This is a genomic window from Mesorhizobium sp. P171375 (assembly GCF_057786075.1).
Genome location: NZ_JBYNWF010000001.1, coordinates 3,056,976 through 3,082,023 on the forward strand (window position 1 = coordinate 3,056,976; position 25,048 = coordinate 3,082,023).

The 25,048-nt window shown below is 64.4% G+C and carries 20 protein-coding genes; 3 read left to right on the forward strand and 17 right to left on the reverse strand.

The genetic code is table 11. The features are described 5' to 3' along the window. Positions 1-36 precede the first annotated feature (36 nt). Positions 37-1,011, reverse strand: a complete 975-nt coding sequence (locus tag ACYHH6_RS14560; protein ID WP_352584429.1) for an ABC transporter substrate-binding protein — start codon at positions 1,009-1,011, stop codon at positions 37-39. A 140-nt stretch (positions 1,012-1,151) separates the two neighbouring features. Between ACYHH6_RS14560 and ACYHH6_RS14565 the strand changes: the two genes are divergently transcribed. Then, on the forward strand, positions 1,152-1,292 hold the full coding sequence (locus ACYHH6_RS14565) for a hypothetical protein (protein ID WP_352584431.1): 141 nt from the start codon (positions 1,152-1,154) through the stop codon (positions 1,290-1,292). Positions 1,293-1,429: 137 nt separating this feature from the next. Here the strand turns inward: ACYHH6_RS14565 and ACYHH6_RS14570 are convergent, their stop codons facing one another. The 5 genes from ACYHH6_RS14570 to ACYHH6_RS14590 all read right to left on the reverse strand — a co-directional run bounded on the left by ACYHH6_RS14570 (position 1,430) and on the right by ACYHH6_RS14590 (position 6,674). After that, positions 1,430-2,215: an SDR family oxidoreductase gene (locus tag ACYHH6_RS14570; protein WP_352584432.1), complete on the reverse strand. Its 786-nt coding sequence runs from the start codon at positions 2,213-2,215 to the stop codon at positions 1,430-1,432. A 10-nt stretch (positions 2,216-2,225) separates the two neighbouring features. After that, the gene (locus tag ACYHH6_RS14575; RefSeq protein ID WP_352584433.1) at positions 2,226-3,011 is read right to left on the reverse strand and encodes an SDR family oxidoreductase; all 786 of its coding nucleotides are present in this window, start codon (positions 3,009-3,011) and stop codon (positions 2,226-2,228) included. 90 nt (positions 3,012-3,101) lie between these two features. Further along, positions 3,102-4,610 carry a sugar ABC transporter ATP-binding protein gene (locus ACYHH6_RS14580; RefSeq protein WP_352584435.1) on the reverse strand — a complete coding sequence of 503 codons (1,509 nt, stop codon included), beginning with the start codon at positions 4,608-4,610 and terminating at the stop codon, positions 3,102-3,104. 29 nt (positions 4,611-4,639) lie between these two features. Beyond that, complete coding sequence (locus ACYHH6_RS14585) at positions 4,640-5,578, reverse strand: sugar ABC transporter substrate-binding protein (protein ID WP_352584436.1); 939 nt, start codon at positions 5,576-5,578, stop codon at positions 4,640-4,642. Between the two features lie 112 nt (positions 5,579-5,690). Next, complete coding sequence (locus ACYHH6_RS14590) at positions 5,691-6,674, reverse strand: ABC transporter permease (protein ID WP_435053270.1); 984 nt, start codon at positions 6,672-6,674, stop codon at positions 5,691-5,693. Between the two features lie 282 nt (positions 6,675-6,956). Between ACYHH6_RS14590 and ACYHH6_RS14595 the strand changes: the two genes are divergently transcribed. Further along, complete coding sequence (locus ACYHH6_RS14595; protein WP_352584437.1) at positions 6,957-7,919, forward strand: sugar-binding transcriptional regulator; 963 nt, start codon at positions 6,957-6,959, stop codon at positions 7,917-7,919. A 58-nt stretch (positions 7,920-7,977) separates the two neighbouring features. Here the strand turns inward: ACYHH6_RS14595 and ACYHH6_RS14600 are convergent, their stop codons facing one another. The 5 genes from ACYHH6_RS14600 to ACYHH6_RS14620 all read right to left on the reverse strand — a co-directional run bounded on the left by ACYHH6_RS14600 (position 7,978) and on the right by ACYHH6_RS14620 (position 14,553). Continuing rightward, positions 7,978-8,571 carry a hypothetical protein gene (locus tag ACYHH6_RS14600; protein ID WP_352584439.1) on the reverse strand — a complete coding sequence of 198 codons (594 nt, stop codon included), beginning with the start codon at positions 8,569-8,571 and terminating at the stop codon, positions 7,978-7,980. Positions 8,572-8,645: 74 nt separating this feature from the next. Beyond that, positions 8,646-10,133, reverse strand: a complete 1,488-nt coding sequence (locus ACYHH6_RS14605) for a xylulokinase (protein WP_352584441.1) — start codon at positions 10,131-10,133, stop codon at positions 8,646-8,648. A 17-nt stretch (positions 10,134-10,150) separates the two neighbouring features. Then, positions 10,151-11,473 (reverse strand): NAD(P)H-dependent oxidoreductase, encoded by a 1,323-nt coding sequence (locus ACYHH6_RS14610; protein WP_352584442.1) that lies wholly within the window; start codon positions 11,471-11,473, stop codon positions 10,151-10,153. A 454-nt stretch (positions 11,474-11,927) separates the two neighbouring features. After that, positions 11,928-12,812, reverse strand: a complete 885-nt coding sequence (locus tag ACYHH6_RS14615) for a DUF427 domain-containing protein (RefSeq protein WP_352584443.1) — start codon at positions 12,810-12,812, stop codon at positions 11,928-11,930. A gap of 85 nt (positions 12,813-12,897) precedes the next feature. Continuing rightward, positions 12,898-14,553: an ABC transporter substrate-binding protein gene (locus ACYHH6_RS14620; protein ID WP_352584445.1), complete on the reverse strand. Its 1,656-nt coding sequence runs from the start codon at positions 14,551-14,553 to the stop codon at positions 12,898-12,900. A gap of 114 nt (positions 14,554-14,667) precedes the next feature. Here ACYHH6_RS14620 and ACYHH6_RS14625 point away from each other — a divergent pair, with 114 nt between their 5' ends. Beyond that, positions 14,668-15,576, forward strand: coding sequence for a LysR family transcriptional regulator (locus ACYHH6_RS14625; RefSeq protein ID WP_352584446.1), 909 nt, complete (start codon positions 14,668-14,670; stop codon positions 15,574-15,576). Positions 15,577-15,582: 6 nt separating this feature from the next. On the opposite strand, the gene ACYHH6_RS14630 is transcribed toward ACYHH6_RS14625, so the two are convergent. The 6 genes from ACYHH6_RS14630 to ACYHH6_RS14655 form a co-directional block, all read right to left on the reverse strand. Beyond that, positions 15,583-17,601 carry a dipeptide ABC transporter ATP-binding protein gene (locus ACYHH6_RS14630; protein ID WP_352584447.1) on the reverse strand — a complete coding sequence of 673 codons (2,019 nt, stop codon included), beginning with the start codon at positions 17,599-17,601 and terminating at the stop codon, positions 15,583-15,585. After that, positions 17,594-18,469, reverse strand: a complete 876-nt coding sequence (locus ACYHH6_RS14635) for an ABC transporter permease (RefSeq protein ID WP_352584449.1) — start codon at positions 18,467-18,469, stop codon at positions 17,594-17,596. The genes ACYHH6_RS14630 and ACYHH6_RS14635 overlap by 8 nt, the downstream gene beginning before the upstream one ends. Beyond that, positions 18,466-19,419 (reverse strand): ABC transporter permease, encoded by a 954-nt coding sequence (locus ACYHH6_RS14640; protein ID WP_352585211.1) that lies wholly within the window; start codon positions 19,417-19,419, stop codon positions 18,466-18,468. The genes ACYHH6_RS14635 and ACYHH6_RS14640 overlap by 4 nt, the downstream gene beginning before the upstream one ends. 11 nt (positions 19,420-19,430) lie before the next feature. Continuing rightward, entirely contained in the window at positions 19,431-21,773 is a 2,343-nt protein-coding gene (locus ACYHH6_RS14645) for a molybdopterin guanine dinucleotide-containing S/N-oxide reductase (protein WP_352584451.1), read from the reverse strand. A gap of 127 nt (positions 21,774-21,900) precedes the next feature. After that, positions 21,901-23,565 (reverse strand): ABC transporter substrate-binding protein, encoded by a 1,665-nt coding sequence (locus tag ACYHH6_RS14650; RefSeq protein ID WP_352584453.1) that lies wholly within the window; start codon positions 23,563-23,565, stop codon positions 21,901-21,903. A gap of 297 nt (positions 23,566-23,862) precedes the next feature. After that, a complete protein-coding gene (locus tag ACYHH6_RS14655) occupies positions 23,863-25,047 on the reverse strand; it encodes a mandelate racemase/muconate lactonizing enzyme family protein (protein WP_352584455.1) in 1,185 nt (394 codons plus the stop codon). Position 25,048 lies beyond the last annotated feature (1 nt).

Sequence of the window (25,048 nt, forward strand, 5' to 3'; positions counted from 1 at the left end):
CCCGGCCACCAGGGCCGGGTCCTCCAGTCGGAACGATTACTGCGCCCAGGCTTTCCAGTCGGCTTCGTGGGCGGCGATCCAGGCGGCAGCAACCTCTTCCGGCGTCTTTTCGCCGAGATCGATCTCGCCGCTCATCCTGTTGAGCTCGTCGGTGTCGACCGTGTAGGCTTTCGCCACCTTGTAGGCGACCGGCCATTTGTCCTTCATGCCGGCCCAGGAGTACTTCCAGATCTCGCCATGCGGCTTGCCGCAATCATATTTGGCGTCGGGGTTGATGCCCCATTTCGGATCGGTGTAGCACTCCGGCGTATATTCCGGGAATTGCACCCACTCGCCCTTGTACTTGGCCGGCGCCCAATGCGGCGAATAGATCCACAGCATGATCGGCGCCTTGCGCTGATAGGCCGAGTCGAGTTCGGCGAACATCGCCGCGTCGGTGCCGGCATGGATGACGGTGAAGGGCAGCTTCAGCGCCTCGACGCGCTCGTCGTCAAAGCCTTCCCAGGTCACCGGGCCGCCGAGATAGCGCCCCTTCGGTGCGGTCTCCGCTGTCGAAAAGGCCTCGGCGCATTTCGGATCCTTCAGCGCTTCCCAATTCGGCAGGCCCGGGCATTTCTCCTTCATATATTCGGGAAACCACCATTCTTCCTTGGCCTTCGGTCCGAGCTTGCCGAGCCGCTCGGTCTGGCCGGTGGCGTCGGAGGCCTTCATCGCTTCGCCGGCCGTCGTGTCCCAGAATTCCAGGCCGACATCGATGTCGCCATTGGTGAGGCCGGTGGTCAGGCTGGAGAGGTAGTCGGCGGTCGGATATTCGACGGTGTAGCCGAGTTTTTCCAAAATGCCGCCAAGGATCTTGGCGTTGAGGTTGACGCTGGTCCAGTCGAACAGCGCGATCTTAATCGGGTCGTTGGATTCAGGCGCGGCCGCTTGCGCCGCCGGTGTCAGTACACTTGCCGAGGCAAGTGCGAAGGCTCCCATTGATAGTCTCGAAATCACACTGCGAAATGACATGCTTGTTCTCCTGTCAAACCATGTGGAAGTTCTTAGTCGTTCCCTTCTTGCGTCTTTTCTTGATTGTGTTGGAAAGGCGGGTCGTTACGCAAGCTCGTTCGCGCCATACCATCTCCATGGCCGCAACAGGCGCAGGCGAGATGGTGCTCAATCTGGTGGTGGTATGGTGCTGGATAGGCCCGCGTCATGGCATCGCATGGATTGCTGCGCGAGCAATCGTCAACGAATCGATCGCCGCTCCGGCGGCGCTCTGTAACTTCAGAGCCATCAAGGTCCCATGATCTCGGCCGGCGAGCCCCATCCCCACCAAGGCCGTTTCATGGGATGAAATTATATATACCAACGTTCATGCGGCGCAACGGCTGACGGCTCGTGCACTGCGGAATTTCAGACTGGTCGATTGCCGCCAGAGCTGACTTCACGACATGATCAGGCCGCCATCGACATTGATCGTCTGGCCGGTGATGTAGGTGGCGTCGTTGCTGGCGAGGAAGCTGACCAGGCCGGAGACATCCTCGCCGCTGCCGGCGCGGCCCATCGGGATATTCTTCACCCACTCGGCCATCAACTCTCCGGGCTTGTAATCGCCCATAAGCTTGCCCCATGCGGCGTCGTTATAGGCCCACATGTCGGTGTCGATGATGCCGGGGCAGATCGCGTTGACGGTGATCTTCTCCTTGGCCACTTCCTTGGCCAGGCTCTGGGTGATGCCGACGACGCCGAACTTCGACGCCGCGTAATGCGGCGTGTAGATGAAGCCTTGCCGTGCTTGGCCTGATGCCGTGTTGATCAGCCGGCCGCCATCGCCATGCTTGCGGATGCGGGCGATCGCTTCCTGGCAGCACAGGAACACGCCCTTGGTGTTGACTGCCATCACCTTGTCCCACTCGGCCTCGGTCATCGCCTCGATCCGGGCGATGGTGATGACACCGGCATTCTGCACCGAAATGTCGACGCGGCCGAACTGCTTCTCGGCGAGATCGTAGAGCGCGACGACCTCATCCTTCTTGGTCACGTCCATGCGCATCGAAGCGACCTTGGCGCCCGCGGCTTTCAGGCTGGCGGCGACCTCTTCGACGCGGGCATCGATGGCGCTAACCACGACCGCAGCACCTTCCTTGGCAAAGCGCTTCGCCATTGCCGCGCCGATGCCGCCGCTGGCCCCGGTGATGACAGCCGTCTTGCCTTCAAAACGCTTCGGCACTTTTGTTCTCCTACCAGCAGACAAAACCGCCATCGACGATCAGGTCGATGCCGGTGACAAAACTCGCGGCGCGACTGGCCAGGAACACAGTCGGGCCGACCATCTCTTCCGGGGTCGCCATGCGCCCCATCGGCGTATCGCGCTTGAATACCTTGATCTGTTCGGCGACTTCCGGCCGCTTGTTCATGGGCGTCAGAGTGTAGCCTGGGCTCACCACATTGACGCGCAGGCCGCGATCGGCCCACTCCATGGCGAGGCTCTTCGACATGTGGATGACGGCGGCCTTCGACGAATTGTAATGCGCCTGGGTGAGCCCGCGATTGACGATCGAGCCCGACATCGAGGCGATGTTGATGATCGAGCCCTTGCGCCGGGCCAGCATGGCGCGCGCCTCCGCCTGGCAGGACAGGAACACGCCGCTGACATTGACGTCGTAGATTTTCTGCCATGTCTGCAGCGGCAGCGTTTCGGCCGGTTCGGCCCCGGCGATGCCGGCATTGTTGACGGCAATGGTCAGCGCGCCGAGTTCTCTCTCCGTGCGCGCGACTGCCGACGCCAGGTCTTCCTCCGACGTCACCGTGCCGGTCAGCACCAGCGCCTTGCGGCCAAGTGCTGAAATCTTGTGTGCCGTCTCGTCGAGCCCGCCCTTGGATGTGTGACCGAAACAGACGACATCGGCGCCGGCTTCAGCCAGACCAATTGCGATCGCTTGCCCGATGCCGCTGCCGGCTCCGGTCACCAGCGCCACGTCCCCGTGAAGATCGAATAGTTTCATTCGTCGGTCCCTCTGCTCCAACCACCGGCCGTCTGAAATGAAGGGGCGCCAGTCCTTGCTGGCGCCCCGCGCGGTCGATCCTTGGGAGGATATCACCTGCTGCGCGTTATTCTAGCTCGTGGCGAGTTCCATCACCGCGACATTGCTGGCTTCGCTGCGGTCGAGAATGCCGCGCTGGCGGCCGCGGCTCAGCACCAGCACGCGGTGCGACAGTCCCAGCACTTCCTCGAGGTCGGAGCTCACCACCACCACCGCCATGCCGGAGCGGGCGAGGCCGGCGATCACGTCGTAGATCGCCGCGCGCGCGCCGACATCTATGCCGCGCGTCGGCTCATCGAGAATGAACACTTTTGGCGGCCGCGACACCCATTTGGCGATGATCACCTTCTGCTGGTTGCCGCCGGAAAGTTTGCTCACCGCCTGGTTCGGCTTGCCCTTCACCCCGAGCCGCGAGATGCCGGCCTCGGCGAATTTCTGCACCGCTTTGGGAAACACCCAGCCCTTCGGCGCGACATGGTCGAAATTGCCGAACGCCAGGTTCTCGCCGATGGTCTGGTCCAGCACCACGCCTTGCGCCTTGCGGTCTTCCGGCACCAGCACGACGCCGGCCTTGATCGCCGCCGCCGGTCCGCTGAGATGCACCGGCTTCCCGGCAACGCGTACCGCGCCCGAGGAAATTGGATCGGCGCCGGCGATCGCCCGCACCAGCTCGGTGCGGCCGGCGCCGATCAGCCCGGCTATGCCGAGGATTTCGCCTGCTTTGACCGAGAAGGAGACATTGTTGAAACTCTTCTCCGGCGAGGACAGGTTCTCGACCTCGAGCAGCGTCTCCTCGCGCGGCGGCGACAGATGCGGAAACATCCGCTCGACCGAGCGGCCGACCATCTGCTCGACCACAGTGCGCACGGGGATGTCGGCGCGTTCGTGGCGGGCGACGATGCGTCCGTCGCGCATCACCACAACGCGGTCGGCAATCTGCGCGATCTCATCGAGACGGTGGCTGATATAGATGAAGGACATGCCTTCGGCTTTCAACTTGCGGATCTGCTGGAACAACAGTTCCGTCTCTTCGCCGCCAAGCGCTGCCGTCGGCTCGTCGAAGATCAGCAGTTCGGCGTTCAGCGTCAGCGCCTTGGCGATCTCGACCTGCTGCTGGGCGGCAATGCGCAGCGTGCGCACCTTGCGCTCGGGCGAGACGTCGAGGCCAAGGCGCTTCAACTGCGCCGACGCCTTGGCGTTCATCTCAGCGCGGTCGATGCGGCCGCCGCGCATCGGCAGGCGCCCGACATAGACGTTTTCCGCCACCGACAGGTCCGGCAGCAGCTTCAGTTCCTGGTGGATCATGCCGACGCCGGCATCGATTGCCGCGGCAGGCGAGGCGGGGGAGTAGTGCTTCCCCCGCCAGACGATGGTGCCGGCATCGGGTCTGATCGAGCCGGCGATGATATTGGACACCGTCGACTTGCCGGCGCCGTTTTCGCCGAGCAGCGCCACGACCTCGCCCGGCCGCACCTCGAAGCTCGCATCGGCCAGGACCTGAACCGGTCCGTAGCTCTTGCAGAGGCCGTTGACGAAGAGCCCGTTATGCGGGCTTTCGCTGTGGCGAGGGGCAGTGGACATCGTGGCGCTCTCTTACGCGGTGCGAGCTGTTACGGGTGCTTGGCGATGAACTGCTCGACATTGTCCTTGGTGGTCAGCGTCGCATCCTGCAACTGCTCGGCCGGAATGCTTTCGCCAGCCACCAGCTTGATCGCCGCATCGACTGCGAGCCTGCCCATGCCTTGCGTCTGCTGCGTCGCGGTGACGTCGAACACGCCGTCCTTCAGCGCCTTCAGCGCCGCCACGTCGCCGTCGAAGCCGGCAACCCAGACCTTGTGGCCGGGATTGGCGACCTTGACCGCCTGTGCCGCGCCCAGCGCCAGCGCATCGGCCTGGCCGATGACGATGGAGACATCGGGATGCGACTGCAAAAGGTCCTGCGTCAGCTTGAAACCTTCGTCCTGGTGCCAGCCTTCGCTCCACAATTCGCCGACCACCTTGATGTCGGGATAGGCCTTGAGCGCTTCGCCGCAGCCCTTCGAGCGGTCGACCTCGGGCGTCGTGCCCTTCTGGCCATGGATGATGATCAGCTCGCCCTTGCCGCCGGCCTGCTTGGCGATGTAGTCGCACACGGCCTGCGCCGAGGCGACGCTGTTGGTGGCAATGAAGGTGTCGCCCGGCGCGCCGTCGGCGTTGCGGTCGACATTGATCACCGGGATGCCGGCGGCCTTGGCGGTCTTGGTCGGCACGGTGGCGGCGGTGGCGCCGGCCGGGATGTAGATCAGCGCGTCGATGTTCTGCGTGATCAAATCCTGCACCTGGCTGACCTGCGTTGCCGAATCGCCCTTGGCGTCGACGGTGACGATCTCGATGCCCTTCTCCTTGCCGTAGGCTTCGACCGACTGCTTGATCTGGTTGAAGAAGTCGGCCTGCAGATTGGCAACAGCGAGGCCGAGTTTCTTGGCCTCTTTGGCCGAGGCCATGTCAGTCAGGCCGAGCAGCGGAATGATTGCGGCCGCGGCAAGCAGCAGTGAACGTTTGGTCAGCATGTGTTTCCTCCGTTGATAGTCAAACTGTCCCGCCAGCGCATCGCGCCCCTTGGAACATCCCAGTTTCGGATCGACCGATCCGTCTATCGCCCGGACGCCCCGGGCGAATTCCTCATTGAGCTCGCCGACGCCAGGTGTCGGTCGCGACCGCCAGCGCGATCACCACGCCGATCACCACTTGCTGGATGAAGGGCGAGACACCGAGCAAATTGAGCCCGTTGCGCAGCACGCCGATGATGAGCACGCCGACCGCGGTGCCGCCTATCGAGCCGACGCCGCCCGACAGGCTGGCGCCGCCGATCACGACGGCGGCGATGGTGTCGAGCTCATAGCCGAGGCCGGAGCTCGGCTGCACCGAATCCAGCCGCGCCGCCAGCACGATGCCGGCAAGCCCGGCGAGCAAGCCGCAGATCGCGTAGACCCAGTTGGTCAGCGACTTCACCGGAATGCCTGAGAGTCGCGCCACCTCGGCGCTGCCGCCGATGGCGTAAAGGCTGCGGCCGGTGGCGCGGTAGTTGAGGAAGATGGCGAAGATGATCGCCAGCACCATCATCAACCCGACGGTGACCGACAGGAAGCCGAAATGGCGGATGATCGACAAGTTGGTGAACCAGTCGGGGAAGCCGACGATCTGCGAGCCGTCGGTGATCATGTTGGCAAGACCGCGCGCCACCGACATCATCGCCAGCGTGGCGATGAAGGGCGGCAGCCGGGTGACGGTCACCAGCAGGCCGGACACCAGTCCGCAAAGGCCGGCGACGACCAGTCCGGCGATGACGCCGGCCGCAAGGCCGAGATTGAGATAGTCGGGGTGGGCGACGAAGCCCATCACCATGGCGGCCAGCGCCAGCACCGAGCCGACCGAGAGATCGATGCCGCCGATCAGGATGACCAGTGTCATGCCGATCGCCATGATGCCGAGCACGGTGATCTGGTCGAGCACATTGAGGATGTTGCGAACGGTGAGGAATGTGTCGGTGGTCAGCGTCAACGCCAGGCAAAGCAGTGCGAGTCCGATCAACGGTCCCATGGTTCCGGCGAACAGCGCGGAAAGCTTTGTACCCGTCGCGCCTTGAGCGCCGGGCACGGCTTTCAACTCGCCAGCTTTCGAGTCGCTTGCATCATTGCTCACGGCCACTTCGTCTCCTCCGTCAGCGAAACGGCGATGGCCTGCCGTTCGCTCTTGTTCACCAGGCACCTCCCTGTGAACAATTTATCTTTGATATGCAATTTTGTTCAGCTAAACTGTTCGTTAGAAAATTGTCAAGTGCCGTCGCGCCATGCAGACGGTTTGCGCCACCTGGGGGTTTGTCCTAGGGAAGGCCAGGGGCGGCACTCTGCGGAAAAGATTCCGAATCTGCCGTGGGAGGGCAAAAAGATGGCAACCGTCGAAAACGAGAAGGCCTCGCGCTTCCCGGATGCCGAGCTGAAGGCCCGTGCCGCCTGGCATTACTATGTCGAAGGCCTGACGCAGGAGCGGATATCCGAGATCCTAGGCGTCGGCCGCATCAAGGTGCATCGCATCCTCTCCGCCGCCCGCGAGGAGGGCATTGTCCAGTTCCGCATTCGCGACAGTGTCGTCGAATGCGTGCAGCTTGAGGAAGGCCTGAAGCAGCGCTTCGGGCTCAGCCAGGCCGTCGTGGTGCCGTCGGCCGCCGACCGCAGCAACGCGCCGCTGATGATCGGCCACGCCGCTGCCGCCTATCTCGCCGACAACGTCAATGCCGGCGACGTCATTGCTCTGGGCTGGGGCCGCACGCTGAAATTCGCCATCAACGAACTGCCGCGCCGGCCGATCGCCAGAACCACTGTTGTTTCGATGCTCGGCGGCCTCACCCATGCGCAGCCGCTCAACCCGACCGAAAGCGCCTGGGAGTTCGCCGAAAAGATCGGCGCTGAATGTTTCCTGCTGCCGGTGCCGGTCTACGCCGACAGGCCCGAGCAGCGCGAAGCCTTCATGAGTCAGCGCAGCGTCCAGGATGTCGTCTTCCGGGCGCGGCGGGCCAACATCGCCGTGCTCAGCGTCGGCTCGTTCTCCACCGACAGCCCGATCGCCAATTACGGTTTCATCAAGCCGAGCGAGCTCGAGGAATTGCAGGCGGCGGGTGCTGTCGGTGACATCCTCTGTCACTTCATCGACGCCGAGGGCCGCCCGGTCGACCATGAGGTCAACCGCCGTGTCTGCGCCTATCCGCTGCAGGAACTGTCGGACATCCCGAACATCATCCTGGTCTCGGGGGGGCAGGAAAAGGTGGCCATCATGCGCGCCGCGCTGGCCAACACCAAGATCGCGGTGCTGATCACCGACGAGGACGCCGCCAAGGGCCTGCTCAATCGCTGATCCTCGATGCCCGGAAAAGGCAGCGATTTTCCGTCAGGAACCTGAGAAAAAAGTCTTTTCAGAATTCGCAAGCCTTGGGGCGCTTCTCGTAGGACCAGTCCTTCAAGGGCACCGGTTTGAACTTGCCCTTGATCGGCCGGCCGGCCTCCAGGTCCTTGGAGACGGTGGCCTTGCCGGTGAGATAGTTGATGTCGCAGCCGCCGAGCGTGGTCTCGACGGTCCCGTCGGCTTTCTGCTCGCCCCAGTCCCAGCTGCGGCTGTAGCCGCCGACCAGGAACTTGCCGCGGCGATAGACGACGGTCAGCGTCTCTTCCGTCGATTTGCTGGCGCCGCAGCCGAAGCAGGAGGTGATGACAAGCGATCCCTTGCCTTTGCTTTCGAGCGCAAGAATCCGGTCCTCCGTCAGCGCCTTCTTGACGAGGCTCGGCTTGCGCGAAGGGTCGAGCCTGCCTTCACTGGCGGCGAGATAGATCGAGAGGTCCGCTTGTCCGCTGTTGGTATCTTGCGCGATGACGGCCCGGTCCGTCTGGCCGTCATTGTCCAGGTCGAGGGAAACCTCAAACGGCGGTTCGTCTTGCGCGCGCGCCGCCGTTGGAGCTGTCGCAACAGCGACGATCCAGGGCAGGGCCGCGAGGTGGAACGCTGCTTTCATGAGCCCGCTGAGCTTAGCACTGGCCAGACAAGACGCAAATCCGGTAGCTTCAGGCCGGAAGCGACAGGTCGACCTCAAATCGCGCCAAGCCGCGCATGAATATCGCGCGTCGCGTGATAAAGGTCGCGATAGATCGCCCTGCGCGCCCGGTAAGCCGGCAACAGCGCCATGTCCGGATCGACACGTCTGGCGGGCGCCGTCGCCATCGCCTTGGCCGCGTCTTCCGGTGAGGCGAACCAGCCGATCGCCGAAGCCGCCAGCATGGCCGCGCCGAGTGCGGCCGCTTCATTGACCGGCGACACGAGAAGCGACCGCTCGAGTACGCTCGCCATGATCTGCATCAGCAGCGCCGAATTGGTGCCGCCGCCGGCGGCGATCATCTCCCCCGGCTTGCCGCCGCTCTCTCCTTCCATCGCCTCGCTTGCGATGGCTTGCTCGAAAGCGATGCCTTCCAACGTCGCGCGGAAGAGATGCCTGGGCTCATGGTTGAGCGACAGGCCGACGACAGCGCCTCGCGCCGCGCCGTCCCAATAGGGGCTCATCACGCCGGCCCAATAGGGCATGACCAGCAGCCCATCGCTGCCGGCCGCGACATCGACCGCAAGCTTCTCCAGTTCTGCTGCGGAAGAAGCGCCGGTGGTGCGCACGATCCAGTCGACCAGTTGCATGCCCGAGCGCAGCACGGTCTCCAGCATGAAGCCGGAGCCGGTCGGCGAGACCAGTGTGCGAAAGGCGTCCGAGGTGGTGACCGTGCCGGAATAGCAGCCGCTGACGACACCGGAGCCGAGCGAGAGGTAGCTCTTGCCGGCGCCGTATACGCCCATGCCGAGCCCCATAGCCTGGCCGTCGCCAGCGCCGGCAACAACGGGCGTGCCGGCCTTCAGCCCAGTCAGCTGCGCAATGCTTTCGGTAAGGCAACCGCAGATTTCACCTGGGCCGATCAGTGCCGGCAGCTGCCGTGGCTGCAACCCGGCGGCCGCGACGAGGTCAGCGTGCCATTCGCCTTTTGCGACATCGAGCAATCCGAGGGGATCAGCACTTGCCGTGCTGGTGACGAGGCGTCCGGTCAGCCGGTGGACGAAGAAGCCATGAACATCGACGAGCGCTGCCGCTTTGGCCAGCACTTCCGGCTGGTGCTCGGCCAGCCAGGCGATGGCGTAGAGCGCCGGCGTCGGGTCCGGCGGCTTGCCGCTCCAGTCGCGGATCGCTTCGCGGCCGAGTTCAGCCGACAGCCTGGCGACTTGCGGTCGGGCGCGCTCGTCAAGCCACAGGATCGCCGGAATTAGTGGCTTGCCGGCCTGGTCGATCAGGGTGAAGCTCTCGCGCTGATGGGCGATGGCGATTGCCGCCACGCGCGCGGCGCCGACCTTGTCGGCAACCTGCTGCAGCGCACTGATGAGGGCTGCCCACCAATGTTCGGCATCCTGTTCGAAATGGCCGGGCTTCGGATTTGAAAGCGGATAGGTTTCGCGCGCCTGGAAAAGCTCGGCGCCATCGCGGGTGAAAGCAATCGCCTTCACGGCCGTCGTCGAGGCGTCGATCCCGATAACGACGTCGTCCATCAAGAGGCCCCGAAGGTTCAGGCGGCGTTGGTCACGAACCGTCCGTCCGACTGGTCGAGACGACGGCGGATCTGCGTTATCACCATCGAATCGTCGGGTACACAATTTTCATAGGTGAGGAAGTCGCCTTTTCTGATCGGCTTGACCACCTTGGCGCGTTCGGCAAGCCCGAGCGGCAGCGCACCCTTGGCGCGCGCGTCCTCCCAGGTCATGGCAAAGCCGCGATAGTCTGTCTCGCCGATCATGCCAAGCGATTGGCCCGTGCCGAGATCGCTCTTGGCCACCGCCACCGCTTCGGCCACCGGATGGTCGAGCGGCTCCATGTCGGCGCGCTTGTAGACCACGGCGCGCGCCGCCGACAGCGGCACTTCCAGGCTGGTCAGGTGATAGGGCCGGAAGATCGTGAAATAGGGGCCTTTGCCGACCTTGAGGTCGATCATCCGCTCCATGACGCGCGGATGCCTGGTCTCGATGACGCAGAACACGCCGGGCGCCACGCCCTTGCCGATGGAATAGTCGACGACACCCTTGCGGTGCAGCACGCCGCCATCTTCGCGCGGGCAAAGCACGCTGGCCAGTTCCTCCAGCGTTGCCGTCGGGCCGTGCATGCCCGGCACGTCGGGCACCAGCCCCGTGGCGTTGGCGATCGCCACCATCTCGATCGCCGTCTTCGAGCCGTCGACGAACTCGACAAGCATGCGCGCATTCATGTTGCGCTCGGCTGCTTCCTTGGCGTAGTCGGCCGGCATGGCGTCGAACTTCAGCGGGTTGTTCTTGCCCTTGCCGGCGGCGATGATGTTGAAGCCGAGGCTGCGGGCAAAGCCGATGATCTCCAGCGTGCAGGCAGGTTCGTCGCCGGCAGCACCCGTGTAGACGACGCCGGCCTTGCGCGCCTCTTCCTTCAGGAAGCGCCCGATGGTGATGTCGGCCTCGACATTGAGCATGACGATGTGCTTGCCGTTCTTCATCACTTCGAGCGCAAACAGCGTGCCGATGTTGGGATTGCCGGTGGCGTCGATGATGACGTCGATACGGCCGGCCGCGGCCAGCGCGTGCAAATCCTCGGTGACAGCGATCTTGCCGGCCTCGATGGCGCGGTCGATGGCCGACGCATTGGCCGCCTGGACGATGTCGGAGCGATCATGGCCGGCAAGCAGGGCGGCATCGATCGCCGCCTGTGGCCGAACCTCGGAAATGGCACCGATCCGCATGCCCGGCATCAATGCCACCTGGACGACGATATCGGTACCCATCTGCCCGGCGCCGGCGAGACCGATGGTGATCGGGCCTTGAGCTTCAGCGCGCTGCAGAAGTTCCGCTGCAAATTGCAGATGGGCCATGTCGTTTCCTCCAGTCATGACGCGCCGCAGCGTCAAATCGTCATTTTGAACATTCCTATTTCCATTTGAAAAATATTTCAACCGAGAAAAGGGGTGAGGCGGGAGGATTTGGATCGAGGAGCACGTTCGGCGCTAGGGCGACGAAGGAGAGGGGGCGCCGGGCTGACTGTCCGATCATCAGCGCAGGATGGTATCGCAACCTTCGAGATTGGCCGACGCCTCCCGTCCGGTCGTCATCCTCGGGCTTGACCCGAGGATCCATGCCGCGACATCAAGCCACGAACGCGACGGCGCAAGAAATTTCTGGACCGCTGCATTCTTGGGCTCGTGTCACGGAATGGATCCCAGGGTCTACGCGACGGAGCTTCGCTCCTGCTTCGCCCTGGGATGACGAAGCGCGGACCTGTTTCAGCCAATCTCGATGATTGGCGCTACCCCGTCGACTGAGGACCGATCAAAAATAACCGTCCGAAGCCGCAGTCGCCTCTTTAGGTACCTCCACCCCATCGACCAAAATCTTGTCGACCAGCTCGTGGTGGAAGCAGACCAGACCCTTGATGCGCTCGGCCTCGTGCACCGGTTCGGGATAATACCAGACCATGTTCTCGTGCCGCTTGGTGGCGGTCGTCACGTGGTAATAGTTGGAGATGCCCTTGTAGGGGCAGCGCGAGATGTAGCGACTGGGCGCGAACATATCGAGCCTGGTGTCGGAGATCGGCAGGTAGTGGCGCACCGGGTGGCCGGTCTCGAACAGGAACACGCCGCGGCGCGAATCCGCCACCTGTTCGCCGTCGAGGATGACCTGCACCCGCCGCGACGAGGGCAGACAGTCGACCCGGCGGAACGGATCGCGGGCGTGGACGAAGATCTCCTCGTCCTCCTCGAACCAGTGGCCCATCTTGCCCCACACGAACGACATGTAGCCTGCGATCGGCGGGCAGCCCTTGGCCGGATCGAGATAACGCCACGCGCCGTCCTCGACCAGCGTGATGCCGGTGTTGAGCGAGTAGAAGGTGGCTGTGCCCTTGTAGGGGTCCTCCGTCGTCGTCTTTGACGGCAGCAGGAACTCCTCGCGCACATCCTCGATCGGGAAATAATAGACCGGCAGATGATCGGATTCGTAGAACACCAGCGCCCTTGTCGTGTCGGCGACGGTCATCGATCCGACCTGCACCCGCAGCCGCTTCAGCGACGGCATGGTGAAGGCGACATAGCCGGGCTCGAACTCGTACTGGACAATCTGGTCGAGCACCGGGAAATGCGGTCCGCGACCGCGCAGATGGGACTTGCGAATGGTGGTCTCCCGCTTCTTGTCTTTTGTAGCTGAACGCTGGTGCATGGCTGAAGCCGGTTTCCTGTTGAGGGCGAAGGTTGACGCGGCAGAGCTGCTCGCTTTGTCGCGCGGGCCTTCGGTCCGGGATCCTCTACCCCAAGGATACGCGATCGAGCAGCAGCCCGGCGGCGATCGGCGGCAGGCCGCTGACATTCTTGCGCACCGGCACCAGAAGGTCGGGGAAATAGCTGAAGATGACCGGCGTCTCGTCGAGCAGCAGCTTCTGGATGTCGGAGGCGGCAGTCCGCTGCGCGCCGCTATCGAGCGCCTTCAGATAGGAGGTGACCACAGCGTCATAGGCGGGGTTCTTGAAATGCGCCGCATTCCACGGCCCGTCGCTGACCAGCGGGCTCTTCAGGAAGACGTTCGGCACGCTGCGATGTGCGTAGTCGGTGATGCCGAGCGGGCTGTCCAGCCAGTCCGACTGGCCGAACACCGCCTTGCCGTAATATTTGTCCTGGTCCTCGATGTTGAGGGCTATGCGGGCGCCGATCTCCTTGGCAAAATTCTGGAACAATTGCGCGTAGCCCGGAATGTCGGAATAGCGCAGCGTCGTCAGCGTGATGTCGAAGCCGCCGGCCAACCCCGCCGCTTCCATCAGCTGCTTGGCCTTGGCGATATCCTGCGCACGCTGCGGGATCGATTTGTCGGTGGCCGGAAAGGCCGGCGCGAACGGGCTGTCATTGCCGGTCGCCGCCATGCCGCGGCAAAGCCCGTCGACCAGTTTCGAGCGGTCGATGCAAAGCGCCAGCGCCTGGCGCACGCGCTTGTCGGTGAACGGCGCCATGTCGCAGCGCATGTGCAGCTGGCGATGCGCGGTCGAGGCGACGCGCAGCACCGTGATATCGGGGCTGTTCAGCACCACCTGGCTGACATCGAGGGGCACGGCGTCGAGCAGGTCGACCTCGCCGGCCTGCAGCGCCAGGATGCGCGGCTGTACGTCGCCGTAGAACTTGAATTCCAGCCGGTCGGGCAGCGCCTTCTCGCCCCAATAGTCGGGGTTGCGGATGAAGGTGGCGCCAACCTTCGGCGTATAACTTTCCAGCCGGAACGGGCCGGTGCCTTCGAAGGTCTTTTCGTAGTCGCCCTTGTAGCTCGCCGGCAGGATGACGGCGTTGTAATTGTCGATCGACACCGAATAGGGAAAGCTGCCGTTCGGCGCGTCGAGATGGAAGGCGACGGTGTGGTCGTCGACCTTCTGCGTGCCGCCCTTCGACAGCAGGCCCTTGAACACCGACAGCGCGTTGGAAGCGCCGGCGGGATCGGCCAGCCGGTCGAAGGTGGCGACGACGTCGTCTGCCTTGAACTCCTCGCCATTGTGGAATTTGACGCCCTTGCGCAGCTTGAAGGTCCACACGCTGCCGTCATCATTCGGCGCCCAGCTTTCGGCCAGCACCGGCTTCAGGGTCAGGTCCGGTTGGGTGACGCAGAGAAACTCGGCGGTCTGGAACACCAGCTGGTAGCTGCCGCTGTCATAATAGGTGACGGGATCGATGGCGCCGCCCGGCGTGGCGATGCCGGCGCGCACCGTGCCGCCCGGCTTGCCTTCGGCGCGCGCCGGCTGGGTGCCAAAGCCGGCGGCCGCCACGATGCCGCCGAGGAATGGCAGCGACAGGCCGAGCATACTGCCGTGGCGCAAGAAGTCGCGCCGGCCGATGCGGCCGGCCAGCAATTCGTCGACAGCGGAATTTTCGATGGCGCTTAAGGTCTTGCGGGCGGCATCGATGATCTGGAAATGCTTCGGCATGGGCGGCATTCCTGTTTTCGCGGGGGCTCCGCCGAATAGTTCACTGGTGACCCCAGCCGGAAAGCGATATTTTTTGATGGCGGCCATCGAAATTTTCGATGGCGGAGCCGATCCATGGACACTGAGAATCTGCGGAGTTTTCTGGAAGTCGCCACGCATGGCAGCTTCACCGTCGCCGCCAGCCGGCTGAACCTCGCCCAGTCCACCGTCAGCGCGCGGATCAGGGGTCTGGAGGAGCAGTTGGGGCGCCGGCTTTTCGTGCGCGACCGCGACGGTGTCACGCTGACACCGGCCGGCCGCCAGTTCCTGCCGCACGCCTCCTCGATCACCCGCACCTGGGAGCAGTCGCGGCAAGATATCGCGGTTCCCGATGGTTATGAGACGCTGCTGCGGCTCACAGCACCCGCCTATCTCTGGGATCGCATCACCTCGTCCTGGATTGCCTGGATGCGCGAAAGGCGGCCGAATGTGGCGCTGAGGCTCGAAGGCAGTTTCCCGGACCAAGCGATCGACCAATTGGCGGAAGGTCTGCTCGACATCTGCATCCTCTATCTGCCGCGGCCGCACCCCGGCGTCGTCTACGAGACGCTGGCCGTCGATCAGGTCGTGCTCGTCCAGCATGCCGCGCAGACCAGGCCGTGGACCGAGAATTACATTTTCATGGACTGGGGGCTTGAGTTCCGCATCGAGCACGACCGCGCCTTTGCCGGCATGGTCAAGCCAGCCATATCCGCCGGGCTGGTGTTCATCGGTCTCCAGCATGTGCTGTCGCAGCAGGCGGCGGCCTATCTGCCGCTCAGCGCCGTCAGCGGTCATATCGAGCGCGGCGAAATGCGCCGCATCGAGGATGCGCCGGTGTTCCAGCGGCCGATCTATCTCGCCTATCCCGCCAACCCGATCTCGTCGGACACGCTCAATGTCGCGCTCGACGGATTGCGCGCGCTGGCCAGCGACTGGACGCCGGGCCAAGGCTTTGCCGAAGGCGACCGCGTCTTCAGCATGGCCGATAGCTATCGGGGCTGACCAACCTCAGGCAGGCACTGGTTGCTTCGGCGCCTGCAGCCTTGCCAGTTCCGCATAGGGAATGTGGCAACGGATCGTGTGGCCGGGCTGGGCCTCGGCCAGCGGCGGTTCCTGCGTCTCGCAGATCGCGCCGATCTTGCGCGGACAGCGTGTGTGGAACACGCAGCCCGAGGGCGGATTGGTGGCGCTGGGGATTTCGCCGTCGAGCCGGATGCGCGCCGTCTCCGTCTGGTCGAGCTTGGGCACCGCCGACAGCAGCGCCTCCGTATAGGGGTGATGCGGGCCGGCAAAGACGTTCTCGGACGGCCCGAGCTCCATGATGCGGCCGAGATAGAGCACCGCGATCTTGTCGGAGAGGTAACGCACCACGCCAAGGTCGTGCGAGATGAAGATGTAGCTGACATCTTCCTTCGATTGCAGATCGGCGAGCAGGTTGAGGATCGCCGCCTGCACCGAGACGTCGAGTGCCGAGGTCGGCTCGTCGCAGACGACGATGCGCGGCTCGCCGGCGAAGGCGCGCGCAATGGCGACGCGCTGCTTCAGTCCGCCAGAGAGCTGGCGCGGCTTGACGGCGAGGTGCCGGTCGGTCAGCCGCACCGAACGCACGAGTTCTTCCAGGCGCGCCTGCAATGCAGCACCTTTCAGGCCGGCCAGCCGCTTCAGCGCCCGGCTGATCAGATGGCGGATCGAATGCGAGCGGTTGAGCGCCGAATCCGGGTTCTGGAAGACGATCTGCATCGCCTTGATCTGGTCGTCGCTGCGGTTCTGCAGCCGTGGCGCCAGCGCCTTGCCTTCGAGTTCGATGGTGCCGCCTTCGTCGGGCGGCACGAGGCCGAGCAGCAGCCGGGCGAAGGTCGTCTTGCCGCTGCCGGATTCGCCGACCAGGCCAAGCGTCTCGCCTGGCCGCAGGCTGACCGAGACATCCTTCACCGCCCGCAGCGCATGGCCGTGGCTGGCATAGGTCTTGTTCAAACCGTCGACGCGCAGAACGGCCGGAGCCTCCTTGCGGGCAGGAGCGGCGACATCGCTCGGCGTGGCGCGCGGCAGCGACTGCGCCTGCTCGTGATAGTGGCAGCGCGACAGCCGGCCACCGAGATCATAGAGCGGCGGCAATTCTGTGCGGCATCGGTCGGTAGCGAGGGCGCAGCGGTCGGCGAACGCGCATCCCCTAATGGTGGCGCCGATGCCGGGCAGGAAGCCCGGTATGGTGTCGAGCCGGCCATGGTCCTTGCGCTGGCCGCCTCGCGGCAGGCAGCGCAGCAGCGCCACCGTATAGGGATGGCGCGGATCGCTGAACACGCGATCCGTTGGCCCTTCCTCGACCAGCATGCCGGCATAGAGAACGCCGACGCGGTCGCACATGTTGGAGACGACGGCGAGGTTGTGGCTGATGAACAGGATCGAGGCCGACAGTTCCTGGCGAAGCTGCGCGATCAGGTCGAGCACCTCGGCTTCCACCGTCGCATCGAGGCCGGTCGTCGGCTCGTCAAGGATCAGCATGGTTGGATCGTTGGCCAGCGCCATGGCAATCGCCACGCGCTGCTGCATGCCGCCCGAAAGCTGGTGCGGATAGCGCTGCATGACGCTTTTCGGATCGGAAATGCGCACCCGGTTCAGCATGGCGATGGCGCGCTCTTCGGCCGCTTGTCCGGCAACGCCCCCAAGCTCGAAAATCTCGGTCAGTTGGCGGCCAATGCGCAGCGACGGGTTCAGCGCCTTGCCGGGGTCTTGATAGACCATCGATACGCTGTCGGCGCGGGCGCGCCGGAGCGCCTCGGCGTCGAGCTTCATCACATCCTGGCCGTCGAGCGAGATCGCCCCGCCGGTGATCGAGCCGTTGCGCGGGAGATAACGCACCACGGTCAGCGCCACCGTGGATTTACCGCAGCCGGATTCGCCGACCAGCCCATAGGCCTCGCCCCGGCCGATTGTGAGGCTGAGATTGCGCAGCACAGCCCGGTTGCGGCCGTTGACGCGGTAGGCGACGGAGAGGTCGTGGAGTTCCAGCGCGTTGGTCTCAGTCATTGAGCGCTCCCTGAACACCATCGGCCACCAGATTGACCCCGATCACCAGCGAGGCGATGGCGAGCGCGTCGAACAGCACCGTCCACCAGAAGCCGCCGCCGATCATGCCGTAATTCGAGGAGATCGACAGGCCCCAATCGGGCGAGGGCGGCTGGATGCCGAAGCCCATGAAGGACAGCGTGGCGACGGCGAAGATCGCATAGCCGAGCCGCACCGTCGTCTCGACCAGGATCGGCGGAATGACGTTGGGCAGGATCTCGACGAACATCGTATGCAGCGCGCTTTCGTGCCTCAGCTGGGCGGCGGCGACATAGTCGAGTTCGCGCTCGGCAAGCACCGCCGAACGCACGGTGCGTGCGATGATCGGCGCGAAGCTGAGGCCGATGACGACAATCACCGTTGCCTTCGAGGTGCCGAGCGCGACGATTGCCAACAGAGCGACGATGACCACCGGGATGGCCATGAAGGCTTCGAGGATGCGGCTGACGATGTCGTCGACAATGCCCCGGAAATAGCCGGTGAAGAGGCCGAGCGCCGTTCCCGCAACGGTCGCCAGCAACGTCGCCAGCGGAGCGACCGTGAGGATGTCGCGCGAGCCGACGATAACGCGCGAGAAGACATCGCGGCCGATCTGGTCGGTGCCGAACCAGTGCTCGCCCGAAGGTGGCGCCAGTGCGTTGATGATGTCGTCGGCAAGTGGGTCGTAGGGCGCGAAATGCTCGCCGAACAGGGCGCAGGCGATCCAGAACAGCGCGATGCCGAGGCCGACGAGAAAAGTCGGCGACCGCAGCAGCGAGAAGAACACCTCTGCCCAGGGGCCGCGCCGGGGGGCAGCGTCGGGCGCCGGAATGGTGTCGGCAGCGCTCATTGGTCAGTCCCCAGGCGGATGCGTGGATTGAGCACGGAATAGAGAAAGTCGGCGACAAGGGTCGCCACTGCATAGACGATGCCGATGGTCAGGATGCCGGCCTCGAGGATCGGGAAATCCTTGCCGCGTGCGGCGGTGAAGATCAGCGAGCCGATGCCCTGGTAGCGGAACAGCGTCTCGATGACGACGAGGCCGCCGATGAGATAGCCGGTCTGCGTCGCGATCACCGTGATGGTCGGCAGCAGCGCATTGCGCAACACATGGCGCCAGATCACCGTTCGCCACGGCAGGCCCTTGAGCACCGCCGTTCGCGTGTAATCGGAATCCAGCGCCTCGATCATGCCGGAACGTGCCATGCGGGCGATATAGCCGAACAGCACCAGGAACAGCGGCAGCGACGGCAGGATCAAATAATAGAGCTGGGTGAAGAAGCCGGCATCCTTCGGCCATGCCGCCGAGATCGGCAGCCAGCGCAGCCACACGCCGAAGATCAGGATCAGGATGATGCCGGTGACGAATTCCGGCAGCACCGTCACCGACAGGCCGCCAAGGCTGATGATGCGGTCGAGCGGACGGTTGAGGTTGAGCGCGGCTATCACGCCGCCGAGGATGCCGATCGGCACCACCAGCACGAAGGCGACCGCGGCCAGCTTCATCGAATTGACGAGCGCATCGAGCACGAACGGCGCCACCGGCGAGCGGAAGATATAGGACGTGCCCATGTCGCCCTGGATGAAATTCCAGATCCAGCTGCCATATTGGGTGAGCAGCGGACGGTCGACGCCGAGCGTGTGGTTGAGCGCATCGACGGCGCGCTGGTCGGCAAACGGCCCCAAAATGGCGCGGCCGACATTTCCGGGCAGCACTTGGCCGCCCAGAAACACCATGATCGAGAGCAGGAACAGCGTGACGAGCGACAGCGAGACACGCCGGACGAGGAAGGAGAGAATGGCATCGACTCCTATGAAAGGCCGGCCATGCCGGGGACGTCGGACAAATTCAGTATGACAGGCAGGTCGAACGCCGTCACCGGCGGAACGACGCCTGCAAATCGCGACACCTGGACCAGCGTCGAATTACAGGTCGGCGACTGGGCAAGGCGCGACGTGCCCCGGTCCGCCGTCAGCACATTCGGGTTGCCGTGCTTTTCCAGGCTGGGCGATTGCCCGGGTTCGACGGGATCGAACCATGCGCCGGTCGGCAGTTGCACGACGCCGGGGATCAACCCGTCGGTCAGGATTGCCCCGGCCAGGCACGATCCGCGATCGTTGAAGACGACGACGATCTCTCCGTCCAGGATGCCGCGCGCGGCGGCGTCAGTCCGGTTGATCCACAGCGGTGCGCGGCCGGACACTTTGCCGGCGCGGCTGACCGAGCCGTGGTCGTATTGGCTGTGCAGCTTGTCGGCCGGTTGCGGCGACAAAAGATGCAGCGGAAACCGCTCGGCAAGACCGCTGCCAAGCCATTCCCGTGGCTCCCGCCACACCGCATGGCCGGGACAGTCGTCATAGCCGAAGCCATCGATCGTCGCCGAATAGAGCTCGATGCGCCCCGACGGCGTCGCCAGCCGGTGGCGCTCGGGGTCCGAGCGGAACGGCCCCAGGAACGTCTGCGAGGTGACCTTGCGCGTGACTTCGGCGAGGCCGTCCTGCCAGAAACGCTCGAATGGTGGCATGTCGACGCCGGTGGCGCTCGCATTCTCCCTGGCCTGGCCGTAGAGCAGGCGGATCCACTGTTCGGCATCGCGCCCTTCGGTGAAGGCGTCGCGTACGCCGAGCCGCGTCGCCAGCTCGGCAAAGATGCCGTAGTCGTCTCGCGCCTCCTCCACCGGGTCGATGGCCTGCTTCATGGCGACCATCAGGTTTTCGCGGTTCGAAAAGGCGAGATCGTTCCTTTCCAGCGGCGTCGTGACCGGCAGAACGATGTCGGCATAGCGCGCTGTGGCCGCCCAGAAGGGCTCGTGCACAATGATCGTCTCGGGCCGCTGCCAGGCCTCGACGAGACGGTTCAGGTCCTGATGGTGGTGGAAGGGATTGCCGCCTGCCCAGTAGACCAGCCTGACATCGGGATAGGACAGCTCAGCGCCGTTGAATTCGAACGACCCGCCGGGATTGAGCAGCATGTCGGCCACACGCGCCACAGGTATGAAATCCGGTACGCCGTTGCTGCCCTGCGGCACGGACGGCCAGCGAAATCCCATCCCCGGCCGTCCGGCGCCGTTCGTCGAGGAATAGCCGAAGCCGAACCCGCCGCCCGGCAATCCGATCTGGCCGAGCAGCGCCGCGAGCGTGATCGCCGCCCAGTAGGGCTGCTCGCCATGGTCGGCGCGCTGCAGCGACCAGCTGACCATCAGCATGGTGCGCTTGCTTGCCATCTCCCTGGCCAGCGCGATGATTTTTTCCGCTGCCATGCCGCTCAGCGCTGCCGCCCAGGCCGGGTCCTTTGGCTGGCCGTCGCTTTCGCCCATGACATAGGCCCGCACGACCTCGAAGCCGATACAGTAGCGCGCCAGGAAGGTCTCGTCGTGACGGCCCTCGCTGATCAGCACATGGCACAGCGCCAGCATGACGGCGGCGTCGCTGTTCGGTCGCAGCGGCAGCCATTCGCTGACGACGCCGCGCGGCGCGTCGTCGCGCACGGGCGAGACATTGATGATCCGGGCGCCGTTGGCGACGGCCTTTTGCAAGGCTGCCGAGGCTTCGTGGCGTGCCGCGCCGCCACCCTGGATCTGCGCATTGCGCCAGGGCAGCCCGCCAAAGGCGATGATCAGCTGGCTGTGCTGCTCGATCCCGTCCCAGGTGGTATGATTGCCGGTCAGGCCGTCGGTCCCACCGAGCACATGCGGCAGGATGATCTCGCCCGCGCCGTAGGAGTAGCTGAGGACCGAGCTGGTGTAGCCGCCGATCGTGTTGAGGAAGCGGTGGACCTGGCTTTGGGCATGGTGGAACCGCCCGGCGCTCGCCCATCCGTAGGAGCCGGCGTAGATCGCGGCGTTGCCATGCGCGGTGCGGACCCGGTCAAGCTCGGCCGCGACGATGTCGAGCGCCTTCTCCCAGGGTACTTCGACAAAGGCCTCGCCGCCCCGCCGGCCGCGGACTGCCGATCTGTCCCCTTCGAGCCAGCCGCGCCTGATGGCGGGTCGCGCGACGCGCATATTTCCCTGCGCGGCGCCGAGCAAGGACTGGCCGATCGGCGACGGGTCGCGATCGCCGCTCCACGGTTCGACACCGACGAGCCTGCCGTTCTCGGTCCTGACCTCGTAGGTTCCCCAATGCATGGTAGTGAGCAGGGTTCTGGACTCCATTGGACACGTCAACGCTGATCATTCATGATGGCCAAGCCGGGGAGGGCGCCATGCGCCCTGTCCCGGCTGTCATCAGGCGCCAGCCCTGGCTTGGGCTGGCGGTCGCGGGATCAGCTCTTCCTCGCGTTCAGGCCTTCGACGCTTTTTCGAGGAACAGCTGCGACATGGCTGTGGGCTGCACGCCGGTCACGCCCTTCGCCGTTGCCGTCAGATAGTCGTAGAAATAGCCGAAGATGATAGGCGTTTCCTCGAGCAGCAGCTTCTGGATCTTGCCGGCGTCGGCCTTCTGCGCTTCGAGGTCGAGGGCGGCGATGTAGCTGGTCGCCAGCGCATCGTAGTCCTTGTTCTTGAAGTGCGCTGCGTTCCAGGTGCCTTCGCTCTTCAGCGGTGCCGCGAGGTAGACGTTCGGCACGCCGCGGTGGCCGTAATCGGTGATGCCCATCACCGAATCCAGCCAGTTCGATTTGCCGAACACCGCGTCGCCGTAATAGCCGCCCTGGTCGAGGATGTTGAGTTCGAGTTCGACGCCGATCTCCTTGACCCAGTTCTGGATCAGCTGTGCGTACTCGGGAATTTCGAGGTAGCGCTCGGTGGTCAGCGTCACCTTGAAGCCCTGGGCGACACCGGCGGCCTCCATCAGCTGCTTGGCCTGCGCTATGTCCTGCTTGCGCTGCGGCACGCTCGTGTCGGTCGACGGGTAGACTGCAGCGAACGGGCTGTCATTGCCGAGCGCCGAGCGTCCCTTCATCAGACCGGCGGCCAGCTTGTCGCGGTCGAGGCAGAGCGCAATGGCGCGGCGTACGCGCGCGTCCTTCAACGGGCCGTCGTCGCAACGCATATGCAGCTGCTGATGCGCCGACGACTTCAGGCTGATGATGTCCACGCTCGGATCGTTGAGCAGCGCCACGCCCGACAGAACCGGCATCTGGTTGATGATGTCGACCTGTCCGCCCTGCAGCGCCAGGATCATCGGCTGCACGTCGGTGAAGAAGGTGAACTCGGTGCGCTCCGGCAGTGCCTTCGGACCCCAGTAATCTTCGTTGCGGATGAAGGAGGCGCCGACCTTCGGCGTGTATTTTTCGATCTTGAACGGCCCGGTGCCGTCGAAGCTTTTCTCGTAGTCGCCCTTGTAGCTCGCCGGGATGATGACGGCGTTGTAGTTGTCCGACGACAGCATGTAGGGGAAGTTGCCGTTCGGCGCGTCGAGGTGGAATTCGACGGTGTAGTCGTCGATTTTCTTCGAGGCGCCCTTCTTCAGGATGCCGTTGAACACCGACAGCGCGTTGGAGGAGTTCGCCGGATCGGCGAGGCGGTCGATGCTGGCCACCACGTCGTCGGCCTTCATCTCGCCGCCCGAGTGGAATTTCACGCCCTTGCGCAGCGTGAACGTCCACACCGAGCCGTCGGCGTTCGGCTTCCAGCTTTCGGCAAGTGCGGGCTGCAGCACCAGATCGGGGCCATCGACGCAGAGGAATTCGGCCACCTGCTGCATCACCAGCAGGCCGCCGGCGTCGGCAATGGTCACCGGGTCGATGGCCGCGGCGGGCACGCTGCTGGCGACGCGAATGGTGGCGCCCGGCGCGCCTTGGGCGCGGGCGAGCGAAGGCATGCCGCCGAAGCCGGCCGCTGTGGTGATGCCGCCGAGCAGCGGCAGCGACAGGCCGAGCAGGCTGCCATGACGAATGAACTCGCGGCGGCTGACGCGGCCGTCAACCAGTCCGTCGATCAGGTGGTTTTCGAGCGGCGTGCGCTGGCGCCGGATGAGGTCGAGAAGGCGGTAATTCTTGATCATGGGTTCTACCCTTTCCCCTGTGTTCTTGTCGTTGGCTGGTGTGTGTGGCTGACGAAATTCCGTGGAGTTCTCCTTATCCCGGCCGTCAACGAAGTCTCTCGACCGGACTGTAGCACCCGATTTTTCGCGCTCCATCCGGTCCATAATGAGGAGCGGCCGGATTTGGGAGCCATCTGCTTTTTACCCGCTCGTCCCGCGCGCTCGTCACAGCTGCGGGCTTCTCTTGTTGTATCCGTCTCTTGTCGGCTTGTGTGATCACTCCTCGTTGTTTTGACGCAATTGCGGACCGAAAACGGCCTAGTTAAGCGGCAGCCGGCGATAGGTGCCGGGCTTTTCCGGGTCGTGGTATTTGTTGCATGGCCCGTTCTCCACGAAGTCGCGATGGCAGGTGGCAAGTCTGTCCTGCGACAGCGTGACGCCGAGGCCGTGGCCCTCCGGCACCGGCACGACATTGTTCCTGGGCGAAAACGGTCCTTCCTCGATAATGTCCATCGGCTGCATGCGAAACAGCGACTGGTTGGGTTCCCGTATCCAGCCGAGTGCAGCGCAGAGATGCAGATAGCAGGCACTGCCGACGCCGGTGTCGCCGCTGTAGCACCAGTAGTCGATGCCGGCATGCTCGCAGGCGCCGACGAAGCGCTGCATGCGGCCGATGCCGCCATGCGCCGTCGGGTTGCCGACAAAGGCGTCCGGCACCTTCAGCTCCATGGCGCGGGCAATGTCGATGTTGTGGGTCGAGAACGGGATGGAGCAATGACGGCGCAATTCGCGCATCTCTTCGATGCTCGCCACCGGATCCTCCCAGTTGCGCACGCCAAGCTCCTCCAGCGGCCGCACCAGGCGCCTGGCGGTCGCCAGCGAATAGGCCTGGTTGGAATCGATGCGGATCATCGCCTCGTCGCCGAGCTCTTTGCGGATCAGCTCGACCATCTTCAGCGAGATTTTCGGATCAGCCGTTGAGAATTTGCCTTCGAAGAAGGTGGTGCCGAAGCGCTCGTTGAGTTCGACGCAATAGTCGGCGACTTCCTCGGGTGTCTTCTCGCCTTTCACCTCAGCCCCATCGCCGCGCAGCGAAAAATAGTCGGTGAAAGGGATGTCCTTGCGCACGGCGCCGCCGAGCAGTTGGTAGAGCGGCTGCTTCCACGCCTTGCCGCGCAGGTCCCACAGCGCCACCTCGATGGCGCCGAAGGCCATGATGCGGGTGCGGTCGTTGATCGATTGCACGCCGCTCCAGAAGGGCAGACAGACTTCCTCGGCCCCGGCAATATCGAAGGCGTCGCGGCCGACAAGCCGTGGCGCCAGCACATCGTTGATGACGGCTGCGGCGCCCGGCGTCGGCGCTTCGCCGAGGCCGACCAATCCATCCTCGGTCTCGACCTCGACGATGGTCGGCGAGAAACCGTCGAGTTCGCCGAACACCCAGACATAAGGGGCTTCGAGCCGGTGATTGATCGGCGTCGCCTTGACGCGCTTGATCTTCATC